This window comes from Streptomyces noursei ATCC 11455, from assembly GCF_001704275.1.
Classification (GTDB): domain Bacteria; phylum Actinomycetota; class Actinomycetes; order Streptomycetales; family Streptomycetaceae; genus Streptomyces; species Streptomyces noursei.
Map to the genome: position 1 here is coordinate 7,882,732 of NZ_CP011533.1, position 12,925 is coordinate 7,895,656.

The following is a 12,925-nucleotide window of genomic DNA, read 5'->3' on the forward strand; positions in this document are numbered from 1 at the left end:
GTCGCACCGGGGGCCGGGAGGCACCCGAATCCCGGATCGTGCCGGAACCGACGACGCACCACAGGGGCCAGACGCCCCGGAGGAGATGCGTAGAAGATGACAACGCTGTCGGAACGAATATCGCAGTCCGCCTTCGACGGCTCCAGACTCCGGGTCGTACTCCTGCTGGATCTGGAGGACGGCGCCCAGCAGCAGTTCCTGGAAGCCTACGAGCAGCTGCGGAACCAGGTGGCCTCCGTTCCCGGGCACATCACCGACCAGCTGTGCCAGTCCATCGAGAACCCTTCCCAGTGGCTGATCACCAGCGAATGGGAGAGTGCCCCGCCGTTCCTCGCCTGGGTCAACAGCGAGGAGCACGTCAAGATGGTGCAGCCGCTGCACAGCTGCGTGCGCAACACCCGCTCCCTCCGCTTCAGCGTCCTGCGCGAGACCTCCAACGTCGCCGCCCGCACCCCCGAGCCCCTCAAGGGCCGGTTCCAGGCCACCCCCCGCGTCGGGGACGGAGTGGTCCGGCACGCCCTCACCTTCACCGTGAAGCCGGGCAGTGAGCCCATGGTGGCCGACATCCTGTCCGGCTACACCTCCCCGGCCGCCCGGGTCGACGCCACCACCCGGCTGCGCCGCACCTCCCTGTTCATGTACGGCAACCGCGTCGTACGCGCCATCGAGGTGCAGGGCGACCTGGTCGCCGCGCTGCGCCACGTCTCCCAGCAGCCCGAGGTGCGGGCCGTCGAGGAGGCCATCAACCCCTATCTGGAGCAGGACCGGGACCTCAACGACCCCAACTCCGCCCGGGTGTTCTTCACCCGCGCCGCGCTGCCCGCGGTGCACCACGTGGCGGCCGGTCAGGACCCCGGAAGCTCCGAGACCACCCGGCACGCGCTGTACTACCCGGCCAAGCCCGGCCGCGGCCTGACGCTGGCCAAGATGCTGGCGCACCAGGACGAGGAGGCCGCCGACGATCCGGCGTGCCCCGTCCACAGCAGCACGATCTTCCAGCGCGACGACATCGTCGTCCGCCTCATCGACCTGCGGGCCCCCCTCGACCGTGACCCACTGGTGTCCCTCGGCGTCCGGGGCGACCGCAAGCTCGCCGTGCTGCGTCGACTGCTCGACGGAGACGTGGCCGGCGGTCTGACCACCGAACGCGAGCTCGCGCACTTCCTGGCCCGCGCCGACATGGACCTCATCACCGACCGTCGGGCGCCGGACGCCTGACCGCGCCGACCGTCCCCCGGCGCCAGCACCGGCCCCCCGAGCGGCCGTCGCCGTGCCGTCCGCCGCACCGCAGGCCGTACCGGGCCCCACCAGGCCGCACCGGCCGCACCACCCCCTGCCCATGTACCGGCATCACGCCCCTGGAGGAATCAGCCATGACCACGTACCGCCCACGCATCGTGGACCTCAGCGAGACCCAGCCCAACCGCCGGCGCGGAGGTGATCTGCGCGCCATGCTGACACCCAGCGCGGTGGGCGCCACGAGCGGCTTCATGGGCATGGCCCTCGTCCGGCCGGGCGAGCGCATCGGAGAGCACTACCACCCGTACTCCGAGGAGTTCGTGTACGTCGTCGAGGGCGCCCTGGAAGTCGACCTCGACGGGGAGACCTTCTCGCTGCGCCCGGACCAGGGGCTGATGATCCCGCCGTACATGCGGCACCGCTTCCGCAACGTCGGGAACACCCAGGCCCGGATGGTCTTCCACCTCGGCCCGCTGGCCCCGCGCCCGGAACTGGGCCATGTCGACACCGAGGGCGCCGAGGCCGGTGCGGGCGCGGCCGCCACCGGGGAGCGCACATCGGCCGCCCCACCCGAACGTACGGAGCCGGTGTCATGACCCGCCGCGTGGCGGTCACCGGCGTCGGCATCGTCGCCCCCGGCGGCGTGGGGATCCCGGCTTTCTGGGACCTGCTGTCCGCCGGACGGACGGCCACTCGTGGCATCACCCTCTTCGACCCGACCGGCTTCCGGTCCCGGATCGCCGCCGAGTGCGACTTCGATCCGGCCGCGCACGGTCTGGACGAGGAGCAGGTGGCGAGGTCGGACCGGTACATCCAGTTCGCGCTGGTAGCCGCCGCGGAGGCGCTGCGGGAGGCCGGTGTGGACCTGGCACGGGAGGACCCGTGGCGGGTCGGGGTGTCCCTGGGCACCGCGGTCGGCGGTACCACGCGCCTGGAGCACGACTACGTGGCGGTCAGCGAGTCCGGCCGCCGCTGGGACGTGGACCACCGACCCGCCGGGCCGCATCTGCACCGGGCGTTCTCGCCCAGTTCGCTGGCGTCCGCGGTGGCGGAGCAGATCGGCGCGCACGGCCCGGTGCAGACCGTCTCGACGGGGTGCACCTCCGGCCTCGACGCCATCGGTTACGCCTTCCAGGCCATCGAGGAGGGCCGGGCCGACGTCTACGTCGCGGGAGCCTCGGACTCGCCGATCTCCCCGATCACGGTGGCCTGCTTCGACGCCATCAAGGCGACCTCCGCCAACAACGACGACCCCGCCCACGCCTCCCGGCCCTTCGACGCCCAGCGCGACGGGTTCGTCATGGGCGAGGGCGGCGCCGTCCTGGTCCTGGAGGAGTTGGAGCACGCCCGGTCCCGCGGTGCCACCATCCACTGCGAGATCCGCGGATACGCCACCTTCGGCAACGCCTACCACATGACCGGCCTGACCCAGGAAGGTCTGGAGATGGCCGAGGCGATCAACCGCTCGCTGGCCCACGCGCAGCTCGACCCCACCCAGGTCGACTACGTCAACGCACACGGCTCGGGCACCCAGCAGAACGACCGTCACGAGACCGCGGCGGTCAAGAAGTCGCTGGGCGACCACGCCTACAAGGTGCCGATGAGCTCGATCAAGTCGATGGTGGGCCACTCGCTGGGCGCGATCGGCGCGATTGAGATCGTGGCCTGCGTGCTGGCCCTGACCCATCAGGTGGTCCCGCCGACCGCCAACTACGAGAACCCCGATCCGGAGTGCGACCTCGACTACGTGCCGAAGACCGCACGGGAAGTACCGCTGCGGTCGGTGCTGTCCGTGGGCAGCGGATTCGGCGGATTCCAGTCGGCCGTGGTCCTGACCCGCCCGGGTGGGAGGACGAGATGAACTCCCCGTACACACGCTGTCCCGTCGTCACCGGCATCGGTGTGATCGCCCCCAACGGGCCCAACACCGAAGCCTTCTGGAAGGCCACCAAGGAGGGCATCAGCGTCGTCGACAGGGTGACCCGCGAGGGGTGCGAGCACCTGCCACTCAAGGTCGCCGGCGAGGTCCGCGACTTCGATCCGACCGAGCTGATCGAGGAGCGCTTCCTCGTCCAGACCGACCGGTTCACGCACTTCGCGATGGCCGCGGCCAACCTCGCGCTGGACGACGCCCTGTTGGGCCGGGCCGACTACAACCGCTCGCCGTTCGCGGTGGGGGTGGTGACCGCGGCCGGCTCCGGCGGCGGCGAGTTCGGCCAGCGGGAGCTGCAACACCTGTGGGGCCAGGGCTCGCGCCACGTCGGCCCCTACCAGTCCATCGCCTGGTTCTACGCGGCCAGCACCGGCCAGATCTCCATCCGCGGCGGCTTCAAGGGGCCGTGCGGTGTGGTGGCCAGTGACGAGGCCGGTGGGCTGGACGCGCTGGCGCACGCCGGCCGCACCATCCGGCGCGGCACCGACGCGGTGGTGGTGGGCGCCGCCGAGGCCCCGCTCGCCCCGTACTCGGTGGTATGCCAGCTCGGCTACGAGGACCTCAGCCGGTGCGAGGAACCGGACCGCGCCTACCGGCCGTTCACCGACGCCGCGTGCGGGTTCGTGCCCGCCGAGGGCGGCGCGATGCTGGTCGTCGAGGAGCGTGATGCGGCGGTGGACCGGGGCTCCCGGCCCCGGGCCGTGGTCGCCGGTCATGCCGCCACCTTCACCGGGGCGGCCCTTTGGGAAGCGTCCCGGGAGGGCTTGGCGCGGGCGATCGGCAGCGCGCTGGCGGACGCCGGGTGCGCCCCCGAGGAGGTCGACGTGGTGTTCGCGGACGCCCTCGGGGTGCTCGCGGCGGACCGGGCCGAGGCGTTGGCGCTCGCCGACGCCCTGGGCCCGCACGCCACCCGGGTCCCGGTGACCGCGCCCAAGACCGGCATCGGTCGGGCGTACTGCGGCGCCCCGGTCCTGGACATTGCGGCCGCGGTGCTCTCGATGGAGGGCTCCGTCGTGCCGCCGACCCCCAACGTCGTCGACGTCAACGTCGACCTCGATGTGGTGACCGGGAAGTCCCGTTCCGCCGATTTGCAGACGGCGCTGGTGCTGAGCCGGGGCCTGATGGGCTCCAACTCGGCGCTGGTGCTGCGGCGGTGCGAAAAGTCCCCCTCCTGAGAGGAGATTCCCATGACCGCTCGACTGAACCTCGACGAGCTGGCCGCGCTGATGAAGTCGGCCGCCGGTCTGACCGTCGACCCGGAGGACATGGCGAACCGGCCAGAGGCGACCTTCGCCGAGTACGGGCTGGACTCGCTGGGCCTGCTCGGCATCGTGGGTGAGCTGGAGAACCGGTACGACTGCTCGCTGCCGCCCGACGCCGAGCGCGCCAAGACGCCGCGCGACTTCCTCGACCTCGTCAACACCGACACCGTCACTACGACAGGAGCCTGACCATGCCCGGCCACACCGAGAACGAGATCACCATCGCCGCACCGCTCAGCCTCGTCTGGGACATGACCAACGATCTGGAGAACTGGCCCCGGCTCTTCAGCGAGTACGCCTCCGTGGAGGTGCTCTCCCAGGAGGGCGACACCACCACCTTCCGGCTGACCATGCACCCCGACGAGAACGGCCAGGTCTGGAGCTGGGTCTCGGAGCGGACCCCGGACCGCGGGGCGCTGACCGTCCGCGCCCGCCGCGTGGAGACCGGCCCGTTCAAGTTCATGGACATCTTCTGGAAGTACAGGGAGATCCCCGGCGGCACCTCGATGCACTGGACCCAGGACTTCGCGATGAAGCCCGAGGCGCCGGTCGACGACAAGGGCATGACCGAGCACATCAACCGCAACTCCCGGATCCAGATGGAGCTCATCCGGGACCGGATCGAGCAGCGCGACCGCGAGCTTCGCGCGAACGCCTGACACCGACCGCCCGTCAGTCCGCCCCCGGACCGCCGCCCGGCGGCAAGGAAGGGAACCTCCCCGATGCACCACGCTCTGATCGTCGCCCGGATGAAGCCCGGCTCGGCTCCCGACATCGCCGAGGTCTTCGCGTCCTCGGACCGCACGGAGCTGCCCCACTTGGTGGGCGTCAACCGGCGGACGCTGTTCCAGTTCGGTGAGGTGTACCTGCACCTCATCGAGTCCGACGTCCCGCCCGGCCCGGAGATCGCCAAGGCGCACCAGCACCCGGAGTTCCAGGCCATCAGCAAGAGACTGTCCGCGTACGTCAGCGCGTACGACCCGGAGACCTGGCGCAGTCCCAAGGACGCCATGGCCCAGGAGTTCTACCGCTGGGAACGGGACCGCGCCGGCTGATCCGGACCGGCGCACGGTGACCGGCCTCCCCGTCATGTCCTGCGGGGAGGCCGCCCAGGTCTCCGTCGTCGGCCCGTCCACGTCGGCTCACTTCGCGGGCACGGTGCAGTCGAAGGCGTGCAGATACGGGTTGACCACCAGGATGTCGTGGACCAGCAGCCCGGCCTCGGCCATGTGCCGGACCAGGCTCTCCTTGGAGTGCTTGGCGCCGCCCACGTTCAGCAGGAGAAGCAGGTCCATGGCGGTGGTGAACTTCATCGACGGGCTGTCGTCCACGAGGTTCTCGATGACCACGACCCGGGCGCCGGGCCGGGCCACCTCGACGACGTTCCCCAGCGTTCTGCGGGTGCTGTCGTCGTCCCACTCCAGGATGTTCTTGATGATGTAGAGGTCGGCCTCGACGGGGATCTCCTCGCGGCAGTCGCCGGGCACGATCCGCGCCCGCTCGGCCAGCGGACCGCCGTCCCGCAGCCGGGGGTCGGCGGCGGCCACCACCGACGGCAGGTCCAGCAGGGCGCCGCGCAGCGAGGGGTGCTTCTCCAACAGGCCGGCCAGGACGTGGCCCTGGCCGCCGCCGACGTCCGCCACCGACGACACCCCGGTGAGGTCGAGGAGTTCGACGATGTCGCGGGCCGACTGCCTGCTGGAGGTGGTCATCGCGCGGTCGAAGACCTGCGCGGAGTCGCGGGCGTCCTCGTGCAGGTACTCGAAGAAGCCCTTGCCGTAGAGGTCGTCGAAGACGTTCCGGCCGGAGCGCACCGCGTCGTCCAGCCGCGGCCACGCCTCCCACGTCCACGGCTCGGTGCACCACAGGGAGATGTAGCGCAGGCTGTTCGGGGTGTCCTCGCGCAGCAGCCGCGACATCTCGGTGTGGACGAACTTCCCGCCCTCGGTCTCCTCGAAGATCCCGTAGCAGGCCAGCGCCCGCAACAGCCGTTCCAGCGGCCCCGGTTCGGTGCCCACCGTGGCGGCCAGCTCCTCCACGGGCGTGGGCCGCTCGCCCAGTGCATCGGCCACGCCGAGCCGGGCGGCCGCCCGGACGGCTGCCGCGCATGCGGCGCCGAAGATGAGTTCCCGCAGCCGCATGGTGGGTTGGGGGGTGGAGCTCACGGTGGTCATTCCGCCTCAATTCTCCCGTTTGGCGTTCGCGTTGAGCGGGCCGCTGCGCGGCGGTCGCGGTGGTCGGCCACGGCCGGCACCGCTATCGACAGAGCCCGGCCGGCCTGGAGGTCCGGCAGGTGTTGCGGGTGAAGACGTTCTTGCGGCCGGCCTTGTCCGCGTTGATCAGGTCCGCCGGGGAGTTCCGCAGGACGACGTTGTCGCTGATCACGTTGCGGTCGCTGGAAGCCTTGACGAAGCTGGGGAAGAGCACCACGCCGCCCGACAGCGGCGAGCCGCCGGCGTTGTCGCGGACGAGGTTGTGCCGGACGAGGGTGTCCTCGGCGCCGGTCAGGACGATGCCGGAGCCCTGGAGGAACGACAGTCGCTTGGTCGCCGGGCAGTGCTTGTTGTTCCGCGAGACCTCGTTGTCCCGTACCGTCAGGGCGCCGGCCTTGGGGTGGCCCTCGTCGCCGACCACGAACACCCCGGCGCAGTTCCCGGCCACGGTGTTGTGGGCGATCAGCAGGTTCCTCAGCCGCCGGGCCGTGATGCCGATGCGGTTGCCGGCGAGCCGGTTCTCGACGATCCGGGTGCCCCGGGTGTCGACCGCCCCGCCCTCCTCCGTGACCACGTTGGCCAGGAAGATCCCCGCGTCGCCGTTCTCCGACGCGATGTCGTCGCGCAGCAGGCTGCGCACCGACTTCTCCAGCGCGATGCCCCACTGGCCGTTGTGCCGCGCGGTGACGCCGCGCACCGTCAACCCCTCGGTGCCGGAGGCCCAGACGCCGTTCCGGCGGAAGCCCTCGACGGTCAGCCGCCGCAGATGGACGTCGGTGAGCGGGCCGCCGCGGCCGGCGAGGACGCAGATGCCGTCGCCGTTCTGCCCGCAGGCGTTCGCTGCCCGGGTGGCGGGCGGGGCGATCACCGTGCCGCCGTCGGTGCCGCGGAGCACCAGATGCGACTTGTCGATCAGCACGCTCTCGCGGTACACGCCGGGCAGCACGGCCACGGTGTCGCCCGGGTGGGCCGCGTCCACCGCCCGTTGGATCGATTCCCCGGGGTGGACGACGAGCACCCGGTCGTCGCGGTCCGGCGTGGCCTGGGACGGCGGGGCGATGCCGAGCGCGCCGGCCAGGACCGCCGCCGCGCAGCCCAGGTGGGTCATCCGCCGTGCCCCGCGGGGCATGTGTCGTAGAGCCATGAGGCGAAGCTATGGGCGATCATCCGCGCTCGCCACATGTGGTAGCCCGGCGGACACGGTGCGTGCGGGCGTCAGTTTTCCGGTCCGGGGGCGCCCGGGCGGGGGCCGGCGGAGCGGGGCGCGGCGGCCCGGCCGGCGTGCCCGCGGCCCGACCCCGGATCGGCCGTCGGGCCCGGTCCGGGATCGGACGGAGCGTCGGCCGGGCCGTCCGGCGGGGTCTGCGTCAGCAGGGCCGCGAGGCTGGCGGGCAGGAACCACGGACGGAGGCGGGGGGCGGTCACGGATGCTCAACGCCGTCACACGTCCAGACGACACCCGCCCGCGGCACGCCCGGTGGCTTCATCACTCCAACGGCGGCTACCGGGGTGGCCGCGCGGCCTGCCGTGCGACGGCCGCCTCGATGCCGTCCAGGATCACCGTGAGTCCGGCGTCGAAGGTCGCCCGCGCCTCGCGTTCGAGGTAGGAGACCGGCGCGCCCTCCTCCGGCGGCGGCGAGGCGCCCTCGGTCTCCAGGCGGACCAGCAGCGGGAAGCGCTCCGCGAAGTCCGGGACCACCTCGGTCAGCGTGCCGGCGCGGGAGTGCCACCAGTCCTCGTCGGTGACGCCGGTGGCGGTGGCCGCCTCCCGGGACTCGGCGACGGTCCGCGCGGCGCCGCGGACGAAGTGGAACAGCACGCCGACGATCCGGCGCAGCGCGGCGGAGTCCAGTCCGGTGGTGTAGAGCACCCGCAACAGGGTCTCCATGGCGGTGTACTCGTGCGGGCCCAGCACCGGGCGTGCCTGCGAGACCTGGAGCACCCAGGGGTGGCGCAGGGAGAACTCCCAGGTGTCGGTGGCCCAGGACGTCACCGCGGCCTGCCAGCCGGCGGACGGGTCGTAGTCGGTGGGGAGTTCGGCCAGCGCCTGGTCGTACATCAGGTCCACCAGCTCGGTCTTGCCGGGGACGTAGGTGTACAGCGCCATCGCCGTGCGGCCCAGTCGCTCGCCGACGGTGCGCATCGACAGTGCCGCCATGCCCTCCGCGTCGGCCACCGCGATGCCCGCGGCCACGATCGCGTCCACGCTCAGCGCCGGTTTGGGGCCGCGGGTCGCGCGGGGGCGGTCCGCGGCGTCGGATTCCTCCGCCCGCCACAGCAGGGACAGTGAACGGCGGGCGTCGCCCTGGCCCGCGAATACCGTCAACTTGCTACTCCTTAGGGTGTAAAGCTACCGTCTCCGATCGAACTCTTTATGGCGTAAAGATATCAAGGGGGAGGGTCATGGAAACCGAGTGGGGGGGCGCGGCAAGAACATCAGCGAGGTGCTGGCCATGTCGGTGGCCGAGGCCCGGGAGTTCTTCCCCACCGGCCGGGCCCGCACGATCCTCGACCGCCTCCGGGACGTCGGCCTCGGCCACCTCGGCCTGGGCCAGCCGCTGGCCACCCTCTCCGGCGGCGAGCGCCAGCGGCTCAAACTCGCCGTCCACAGGCGGTGATGGCCCACGCCGACTGGATCACCGACCTGGGCCCGGGCGCGGGCGACGACGGCGGCCGGGTCGTCTTCACCGGCACCCCGCGCGACCTCGTCGAGAACGGCACGTCGCTGACCGCCCGACACCTCCGCGAGTACCTCGGCGCCACCCCGGGCCACTCACCCGCCGACCCTCCGTCGGCACCACACCGCAAGGAGATTCCCATGACGGTCCTGCCCGTCGCGCTCGTCCACGTCACCGGCGTCCGGCGGCTCACCCCGCGCATGGTCCGCTGCACCTTCGCCGGGGACGGCCTCGACACCTTCCCCACCTGGCCCGACCAGCAGCTCAAACTCCTCTTCCCCCGGCCGGGCCAGACCGCCCCGCGACTCCCCGAGGCCCCCGCCGACGACGACGGGATGCGCTGGTACCAGGCGTTCCTCGCGCTCCCCGAGGACGAACGCCCCTGGATGCGCAGCTACACCGTGCGCGCCTACGACCCCGAGCGGCAGTGGCTCACCGTCGACTTCGTCCTGCACGGCGCGCACGAGTCGGCCGGCCCCGCGACCCGCTGGGCGGCCACCGCGTCCGTCGGCGACACCCTCGCCCGGTACGGGCCGTCGGCGGTCTACGCCCGGCCGCTGCCCCTGGACGCCCCCGGCCCGATCCTGCTGGCCGGCGACGAGACCGCGCTGCCCGCGATCGGCTCGCTCGCCGAGGCCCTGCCCGCCACCGCCCGCGCGACGGCCTGGATCGAGATCGCGGACCGGGCCGAGGAGCAGCCCCTGCCGACCCGCGCCGACCTCACCGTCCACTGGGTGCACCGGGACCGCGCCCCGGCCGGTCCCGACGGCGCCCTGCTCGCCGCCGTCCGTGCGGCCCGCCTCCCGGCGGACCCGGCCCTGGCCTGGCTGGCCGGCGAGGCCGGCGCGGTCCGGTCGCTGCGGCGCCATCTGATCGCCGACCGCGGCCTCGACAAGCGCCGGATCGAGTTCGCCGGCTACTGGCGCCGCAGCCTCACCCAGGACGACGCGCCGACCGAGGAGGACCTCGTCGAGGCCCGGGAGCGGATCGCGGCGGCCCAGGAGGAGGCCGGTCGGACGGGGTCGGAACAGGCCGGCTGACCCGCGCTACCCGAGGCGGCGGCCCTCACCGGCCGCCGCCCGGATCAGCACGTCGGTCAGCTCACCGGGCCGCGAGAGCATCGGATAGTGCCCGGTCTCCAGCTCGAAGTAGCCCACCCGGGGCTCGGCGAGCACCGCGTAGCGCGGGTCCCCGGTGGCCAGCAGGGCCTCCAGGACCGCGATGCCGGGCCCGTTGGCGGTACAGAAGACGCCGGTGCTCGGCAGCGCGGCGGCGGCGCCGGTGAGCCGGAGCGGCCGGGTCAGGGTGCCCAGCGGCTGCGGCGCCGCCAGTCGCTCCATCCGGACCCGGTCGGCCGGCGCCACCCCGGTGAGATCGCCCCACACCGCCTCGTCCTCCAGTGGCGGGGGCGGCAGGAACCGTCCTCCGCCGCACTGTGTCGCCCGCCCCAGCAGCCGGTCCCGCACGGCCGGATCGGGCATCACGTCGACCCCCGCGTCGCCGTCCTGGGGCATCCCGGTGTCCAGATAGACCAGCGAACCCACCCGGTCCACGCGGCGGTCGGCGGCGCCCAGCACCGGGAGCAGGCCGTAGCAGTGGCCCACCAGCACCGCGTCCCGGACGTCCTCGTGGTCCAGCACCTGCACGATGTCCTCGATGTGGGTCTCCAGGTCCGTGTCGGGTCCGGCCAGATGGCGCCGGTCGCCCATCCCCGTCAGCGTCACCGGGAGCGGGGTGTGGCCCCGCTCCCGGAGCAGCGTGGCCACCTCCCGCCAGATCCAGCCGCCGGTGTAGCCGCCCGACACCAGCACGAATGCGGTCATCTCGGGTACTCCTCGTCCTCGTCCACGGTGCGCGGCCCCCGAGCGGCGGCCGCGGGACGAACGTAGAAGCTCCCGCAGCGGGAGGTTCAAGGGCGGCAAGTGCCGGACCCGGGCCGTCCATTCGGCGCCGGTGGCGGACCCGCCGGGCGCGCCCCGCCCGTTCAACCCGGCGGGCCCGTCGTCTACAGTTGAGGAATTCCCCTGTTCAACGAACAACGCGATGGCCGGTCGGCCTGAACGCGGAGGGCATGCGTGGGCGGTTTCGCCGAATCGGTACGGGAACGGGTGCGCGCGGCACGGACCGCCGTTGAGGCGGCGCGGACCGCCGATGACGCCTATGCGCTGGCCGTCGCGGAGGACGAACTGGACGACGCACTGCGGATCGCGCACGGCATCGGGATCGACCCGGACCGCGGCACGGGCGACGCTTCCCAGGGGGCGTCGGAGTGAGCGGCGCGCCGCCGCGCCGGCGATCCGCGGCGTCCGGCACCACCGGAGCCGGGTGACGGCCGATGTCCGGCGCATCGCGACGCAAGGGGCCGCCGCCGTGGCGCGCGGTCCGCTCCCGCACCTGCATACCCACCGCCGCCGCCCGGGCCTGCCGTGGCCGCCGCTACTTCGGGCGGGGTCCGCTGCGCCCCGCTGGCGGCCACGGGCGTGCCTGCCCGAAGATCGCCGCCCGGCATCTGACGTCGCCCCGCTGCGGCGTCCGCCGGGCCCGGGCCACCGCGGTCCGCCCCGGCACCCGACTGGCGCGGCTGCCCGCCGCCGTCCTGGTGACCCAGCGCGCCGCGGCCCACGAGGCGGCCCGGCGCAGCCTGTGGATACGCGTGCTCCTCCACATCGCCGTGGCCCAGCTGGTGCTGGTGTTCCTGGCGCTGGTCGTCTACCTCGGGCGCCACGCGGGGACCTGACGCCCGCGACCTCACCCCGCCCCCGACACCGACTCCCCGCCGGTCGCCCGTGCCACAAGATCCCCGGCACCCCCGCCGACCGCCTCCCGCCGCACGCGCCACAGCCACCCCACGTCCCGCCCGAAGGACCACACCAGCAGCGCCAACGCCCCCGCCACCGCGCCCCGTTCGACCGCCCGCGGCACGATCCCGGCGGCCGCCACCACGAGCACGATGCCCTGGAGCGCGGCCACCGCCTTGCGCGCCATGCTGTGCGGCAGCGGCGCGCGCAGCCACGGCAGCACCCAGGACGCCGCGACGAACAGATAGCGCAGCGCGCCGATGACCAGCACCCACGGCCCCAGCGGGACGACCACGTGGACGGACAGCACCAGGATCAAGAACGCGTCGACCTCCATGTCGAACCGTGCCCCGAGCGCCGTCACCGTCCCGGTGCGCCGCGCCACCTGGCCGTCCACCGCGTCCAGGACCAGCGCCACCGCGGCCAGCCCGACCAGCACCGCCACCGGCCCCGGCCGGTCGAAGGAGTCGACCACCAGCGCCGTCACCCCGCCGACGAGCGTGGTCCGGGCCAGCGTGACGCGGTTGGCCGGCCCGAAGGAGCGCGGCCAGGACCCGCGGAGCGCCCGGGCGAGCGCGGCCCAGGTGGCCGCCGCGAAGACACAGCCCGTCAGCCACCCCGCCGGGCCCAGCCCCACCGCCCGGCACAGCACCTCCAGCAGGACCAGTTGCGCGACCGTCCCGGCCGCCGGCTCCGGGACGAACGGCCTTGTCCCGAACCGTGCTTGTCCGGCCATCGCGCCTCCCAGACCCTGTGGCGGAGCCGGGGGACGCCGCGTAGGGTGACGCCGTCGCCATGATCC

At 73.2% G+C, this 12,925-nt stretch carries 15 protein-coding genes and 1 pseudogene; 11 read left to right on the plus strand and 5 right to left on the minus strand.

Going from position 1 to position 12,925, the window contains the following annotated elements; all coding sequences use genetic code 11:
* Positions 1 to 96: 96 nt before the first annotated feature.
* The 7 genes from SNOUR_RS33625 to SNOUR_RS33655 all read left to right on the plus strand — a co-directional run bounded on the left by SNOUR_RS33625 (position 97) and on the right by SNOUR_RS33655 (position 5,489).
* Complete coding sequence (locus SNOUR_RS33625; RefSeq protein ID WP_067354621.1) at positions 97 to 1,218, plus strand: SchA/CurD-like domain-containing protein; 1,122 nt, start codon at positions 97 to 99, stop codon at positions 1,216 to 1,218.
* 155 nt (positions 1,219 to 1,373) lie between these two features.
* A complete protein-coding gene (locus SNOUR_RS33630; RefSeq protein ID WP_067354623.1) occupies positions 1,374 to 1,835 on the plus strand; it encodes a cupin domain-containing protein in 462 nt (153 codons plus the stop codon).
* Positions 1,832 to 3,100: a beta-ketoacyl-[acyl-carrier-protein] synthase family protein gene (locus SNOUR_RS33635; RefSeq protein WP_067354626.1), complete on the plus strand. Its 1,269-nt coding sequence runs from the start codon at positions 1,832 to 1,834 to the stop codon at positions 3,098 to 3,100. The genes SNOUR_RS33630 and SNOUR_RS33635 overlap by 4 nt, the downstream gene beginning before the upstream one ends.
* Positions 3,097 to 4,347 (plus strand): beta-ketoacyl synthase N-terminal-like domain-containing protein, encoded by a 1,251-nt coding sequence (locus SNOUR_RS33640; RefSeq protein ID WP_067354629.1) that lies wholly within the window; start codon positions 3,097 to 3,099, stop codon positions 4,345 to 4,347. The genes SNOUR_RS33635 and SNOUR_RS33640 overlap by 4 nt, the downstream gene beginning before the upstream one ends.
* Before the next feature lie 12 nt (positions 4,348 to 4,359).
* Complete coding sequence (locus SNOUR_RS33645; RefSeq protein ID WP_039638403.1) at positions 4,360 to 4,623, plus strand: acyl carrier protein; 264 nt, start codon at positions 4,360 to 4,362, stop codon at positions 4,621 to 4,623.
* 2 nt (positions 4,624 to 4,625) lie between these two features.
* Positions 4,626 to 5,093 carry an SRPBCC family protein gene (locus tag SNOUR_RS33650; protein WP_067354631.1) on the plus strand — a complete coding sequence of 156 codons (468 nt, stop codon included), beginning with the start codon at positions 4,626 to 4,628 and terminating at the stop codon, positions 5,091 to 5,093.
* A gap of 63 nt (positions 5,094 to 5,156) precedes the next feature.
* On the plus strand, positions 5,157 to 5,489 hold the full coding sequence (locus SNOUR_RS33655) for a TcmI family type II polyketide cyclase (protein WP_067354634.1): 333 nt from the start codon (positions 5,157 to 5,159) through the stop codon (positions 5,487 to 5,489).
* 87 nt (positions 5,490 to 5,576) lie between these two features.
* Here the strand turns inward: SNOUR_RS33655 and SNOUR_RS33660 are convergent, their stop codons facing one another.
* The 3 genes from SNOUR_RS33660 to SNOUR_RS33675 form a co-directional block, all read right to left on the minus strand.
* Entirely contained in the window at positions 5,577 to 6,608 is a 1,032-nt protein-coding gene (locus tag SNOUR_RS33660) for a methyltransferase (protein ID WP_067354636.1), read from the minus strand.
* 82 nt (positions 6,609 to 6,690) lie between these two features.
* Positions 6,691 to 7,791: a right-handed parallel beta-helix repeat-containing protein gene (locus SNOUR_RS33665; protein ID WP_312634321.1), complete on the minus strand. Its 1,101-nt coding sequence runs from the start codon at positions 7,789 to 7,791 to the stop codon at positions 6,691 to 6,693.
* Positions 7,792 to 8,148: 357 nt separating this feature from the next.
* The gene (locus SNOUR_RS33675; protein ID WP_067354642.1) at positions 8,149 to 8,973 is read right to left on the minus strand and encodes a TetR/AcrR family transcriptional regulator C-terminal domain-containing protein; all 825 of its coding nucleotides are present in this window, start codon (positions 8,971 to 8,973) and stop codon (positions 8,149 to 8,151) included.
* A gap of 97 nt (positions 8,974 to 9,070) precedes the next feature.
* Here SNOUR_RS33675 and SNOUR_RS43555 point away from each other — a divergent pair.
* Both SNOUR_RS43555 and SNOUR_RS33685 read left to right on the plus strand, forming a co-directional pair.
* Positions 9,071 to 9,405 (plus strand): annotated as a pseudogene (locus SNOUR_RS43555) (excinuclease ABC subunit UvrA); the annotation flags it as partial.
* 60 nt (positions 9,406 to 9,465) lie between these two features.
* Positions 9,466 to 10,365: a siderophore-interacting protein gene (locus SNOUR_RS33685; RefSeq protein ID WP_067358998.1), complete on the plus strand. Its 900-nt coding sequence runs from the start codon at positions 9,466 to 9,468 to the stop codon at positions 10,363 to 10,365.
* 6 nt (positions 10,366 to 10,371) lie between these two features.
* On the opposite strand, the gene SNOUR_RS33690 is transcribed toward SNOUR_RS33685, so the two are convergent.
* A complete protein-coding gene (locus SNOUR_RS33690; protein WP_067354647.1) occupies positions 10,372 to 11,148 on the minus strand; it encodes an alpha/beta hydrolase in 777 nt (258 codons plus the stop codon).
* Positions 11,149 to 11,400: 252 nt separating this feature from the next.
* Here SNOUR_RS33690 and SNOUR_RS33695 point away from each other — a divergent pair, with 252 nt between their 5' ends.
* Together SNOUR_RS33695 and SNOUR_RS33700 are read left to right on the plus strand one after the other, a co-directional pair.
* Entirely contained in the window at positions 11,401 to 11,598 is a 198-nt protein-coding gene (locus tag SNOUR_RS33695; RefSeq protein ID WP_067354649.1) for a hypothetical protein, read from the plus strand.
* A gap of 62 nt (positions 11,599 to 11,660) precedes the next feature.
* Positions 11,661 to 12,062: a hypothetical protein gene (locus SNOUR_RS33700; RefSeq protein ID WP_067354652.1), complete on the plus strand. Its 402-nt coding sequence runs from the start codon at positions 11,661 to 11,663 to the stop codon at positions 12,060 to 12,062.
* Between the two features lie 11 nt (positions 12,063 to 12,073).
* Here the strand turns inward: SNOUR_RS33700 and SNOUR_RS33705 are convergent, their stop codons facing one another.
* On the minus strand, positions 12,074 to 12,859 hold the full coding sequence (locus SNOUR_RS33705; protein WP_067354654.1) for a CDP-alcohol phosphatidyltransferase family protein: 786 nt from the start codon (positions 12,857 to 12,859) through the stop codon (positions 12,074 to 12,076).
* Positions 12,860 to 12,925 lie beyond the last annotated feature (66 nt).

Coding starts and splice junctions, on each gene's coding strand:
- SNOUR_RS33700 (WP_067354652.1), top strand. CDS start 11,661: ATGTCCGGCGCATCGCGACGCAAGGGGCCGCCGCCGTGGCGCGCGGTC.
- SNOUR_RS33640 (WP_067354629.1), top strand. CDS start 3,097: ATGAACTCCCCGTACACACGCTGTCCCGTCGTCACCGGCATCGGTGTG.
- SNOUR_RS33685 (WP_067358998.1), top strand. CDS start 9,466: ATGACGGTCCTGCCCGTCGCGCTCGTCCACGTCACCGGCGTCCGGCGG.
- SNOUR_RS33660 (WP_067354636.1), bottom strand. CDS start 6,608: ATGACCACCGTGAGCTCCACCCCCCAACCCACCATGCGGCTGCGGGAA.
- SNOUR_RS33650 (WP_067354631.1), top strand. CDS start 4,626: ATGCCCGGCCACACCGAGAACGAGATCACCATCGCCGCACCGCTCAGC.
- SNOUR_RS33635 (WP_067354626.1), top strand. CDS start 1,832: ATGACCCGCCGCGTGGCGGTCACCGGCGTCGGCATCGTCGCCCCCGGC.
- SNOUR_RS33625 (WP_067354621.1), top strand. CDS start 97: ATGACAACGCTGTCGGAACGAATATCGCAGTCCGCCTTCGACGGCTCC.
- SNOUR_RS33630 (WP_067354623.1), top strand. CDS start 1,374: ATGACCACGTACCGCCCACGCATCGTGGACCTCAGCGAGACCCAGCCC.
- SNOUR_RS33665 (WP_312634321.1), bottom strand. CDS start 7,791: ATGGCTCTACGACACATGCCCCGCGGGGCACGGCGGATGACCCACCTG.
- SNOUR_RS33705 (WP_067354654.1), bottom strand. CDS start 12,859: ATGGCCGGACAAGCACGGTTCGGGACAAGGCCGTTCGTCCCGGAGCCG.
- SNOUR_RS33655 (WP_067354634.1), top strand. CDS start 5,157: ATGCACCACGCTCTGATCGTCGCCCGGATGAAGCCCGGCTCGGCTCCC.
- SNOUR_RS33645 (WP_039638403.1), top strand. CDS start 4,360: ATGACCGCTCGACTGAACCTCGACGAGCTGGCCGCGCTGATGAAGTCG.
- SNOUR_RS33690 (WP_067354647.1), bottom strand. CDS start 11,148: ATGACCGCATTCGTGCTGGTGTCGGGCGGCTACACCGGCGGCTGGATC.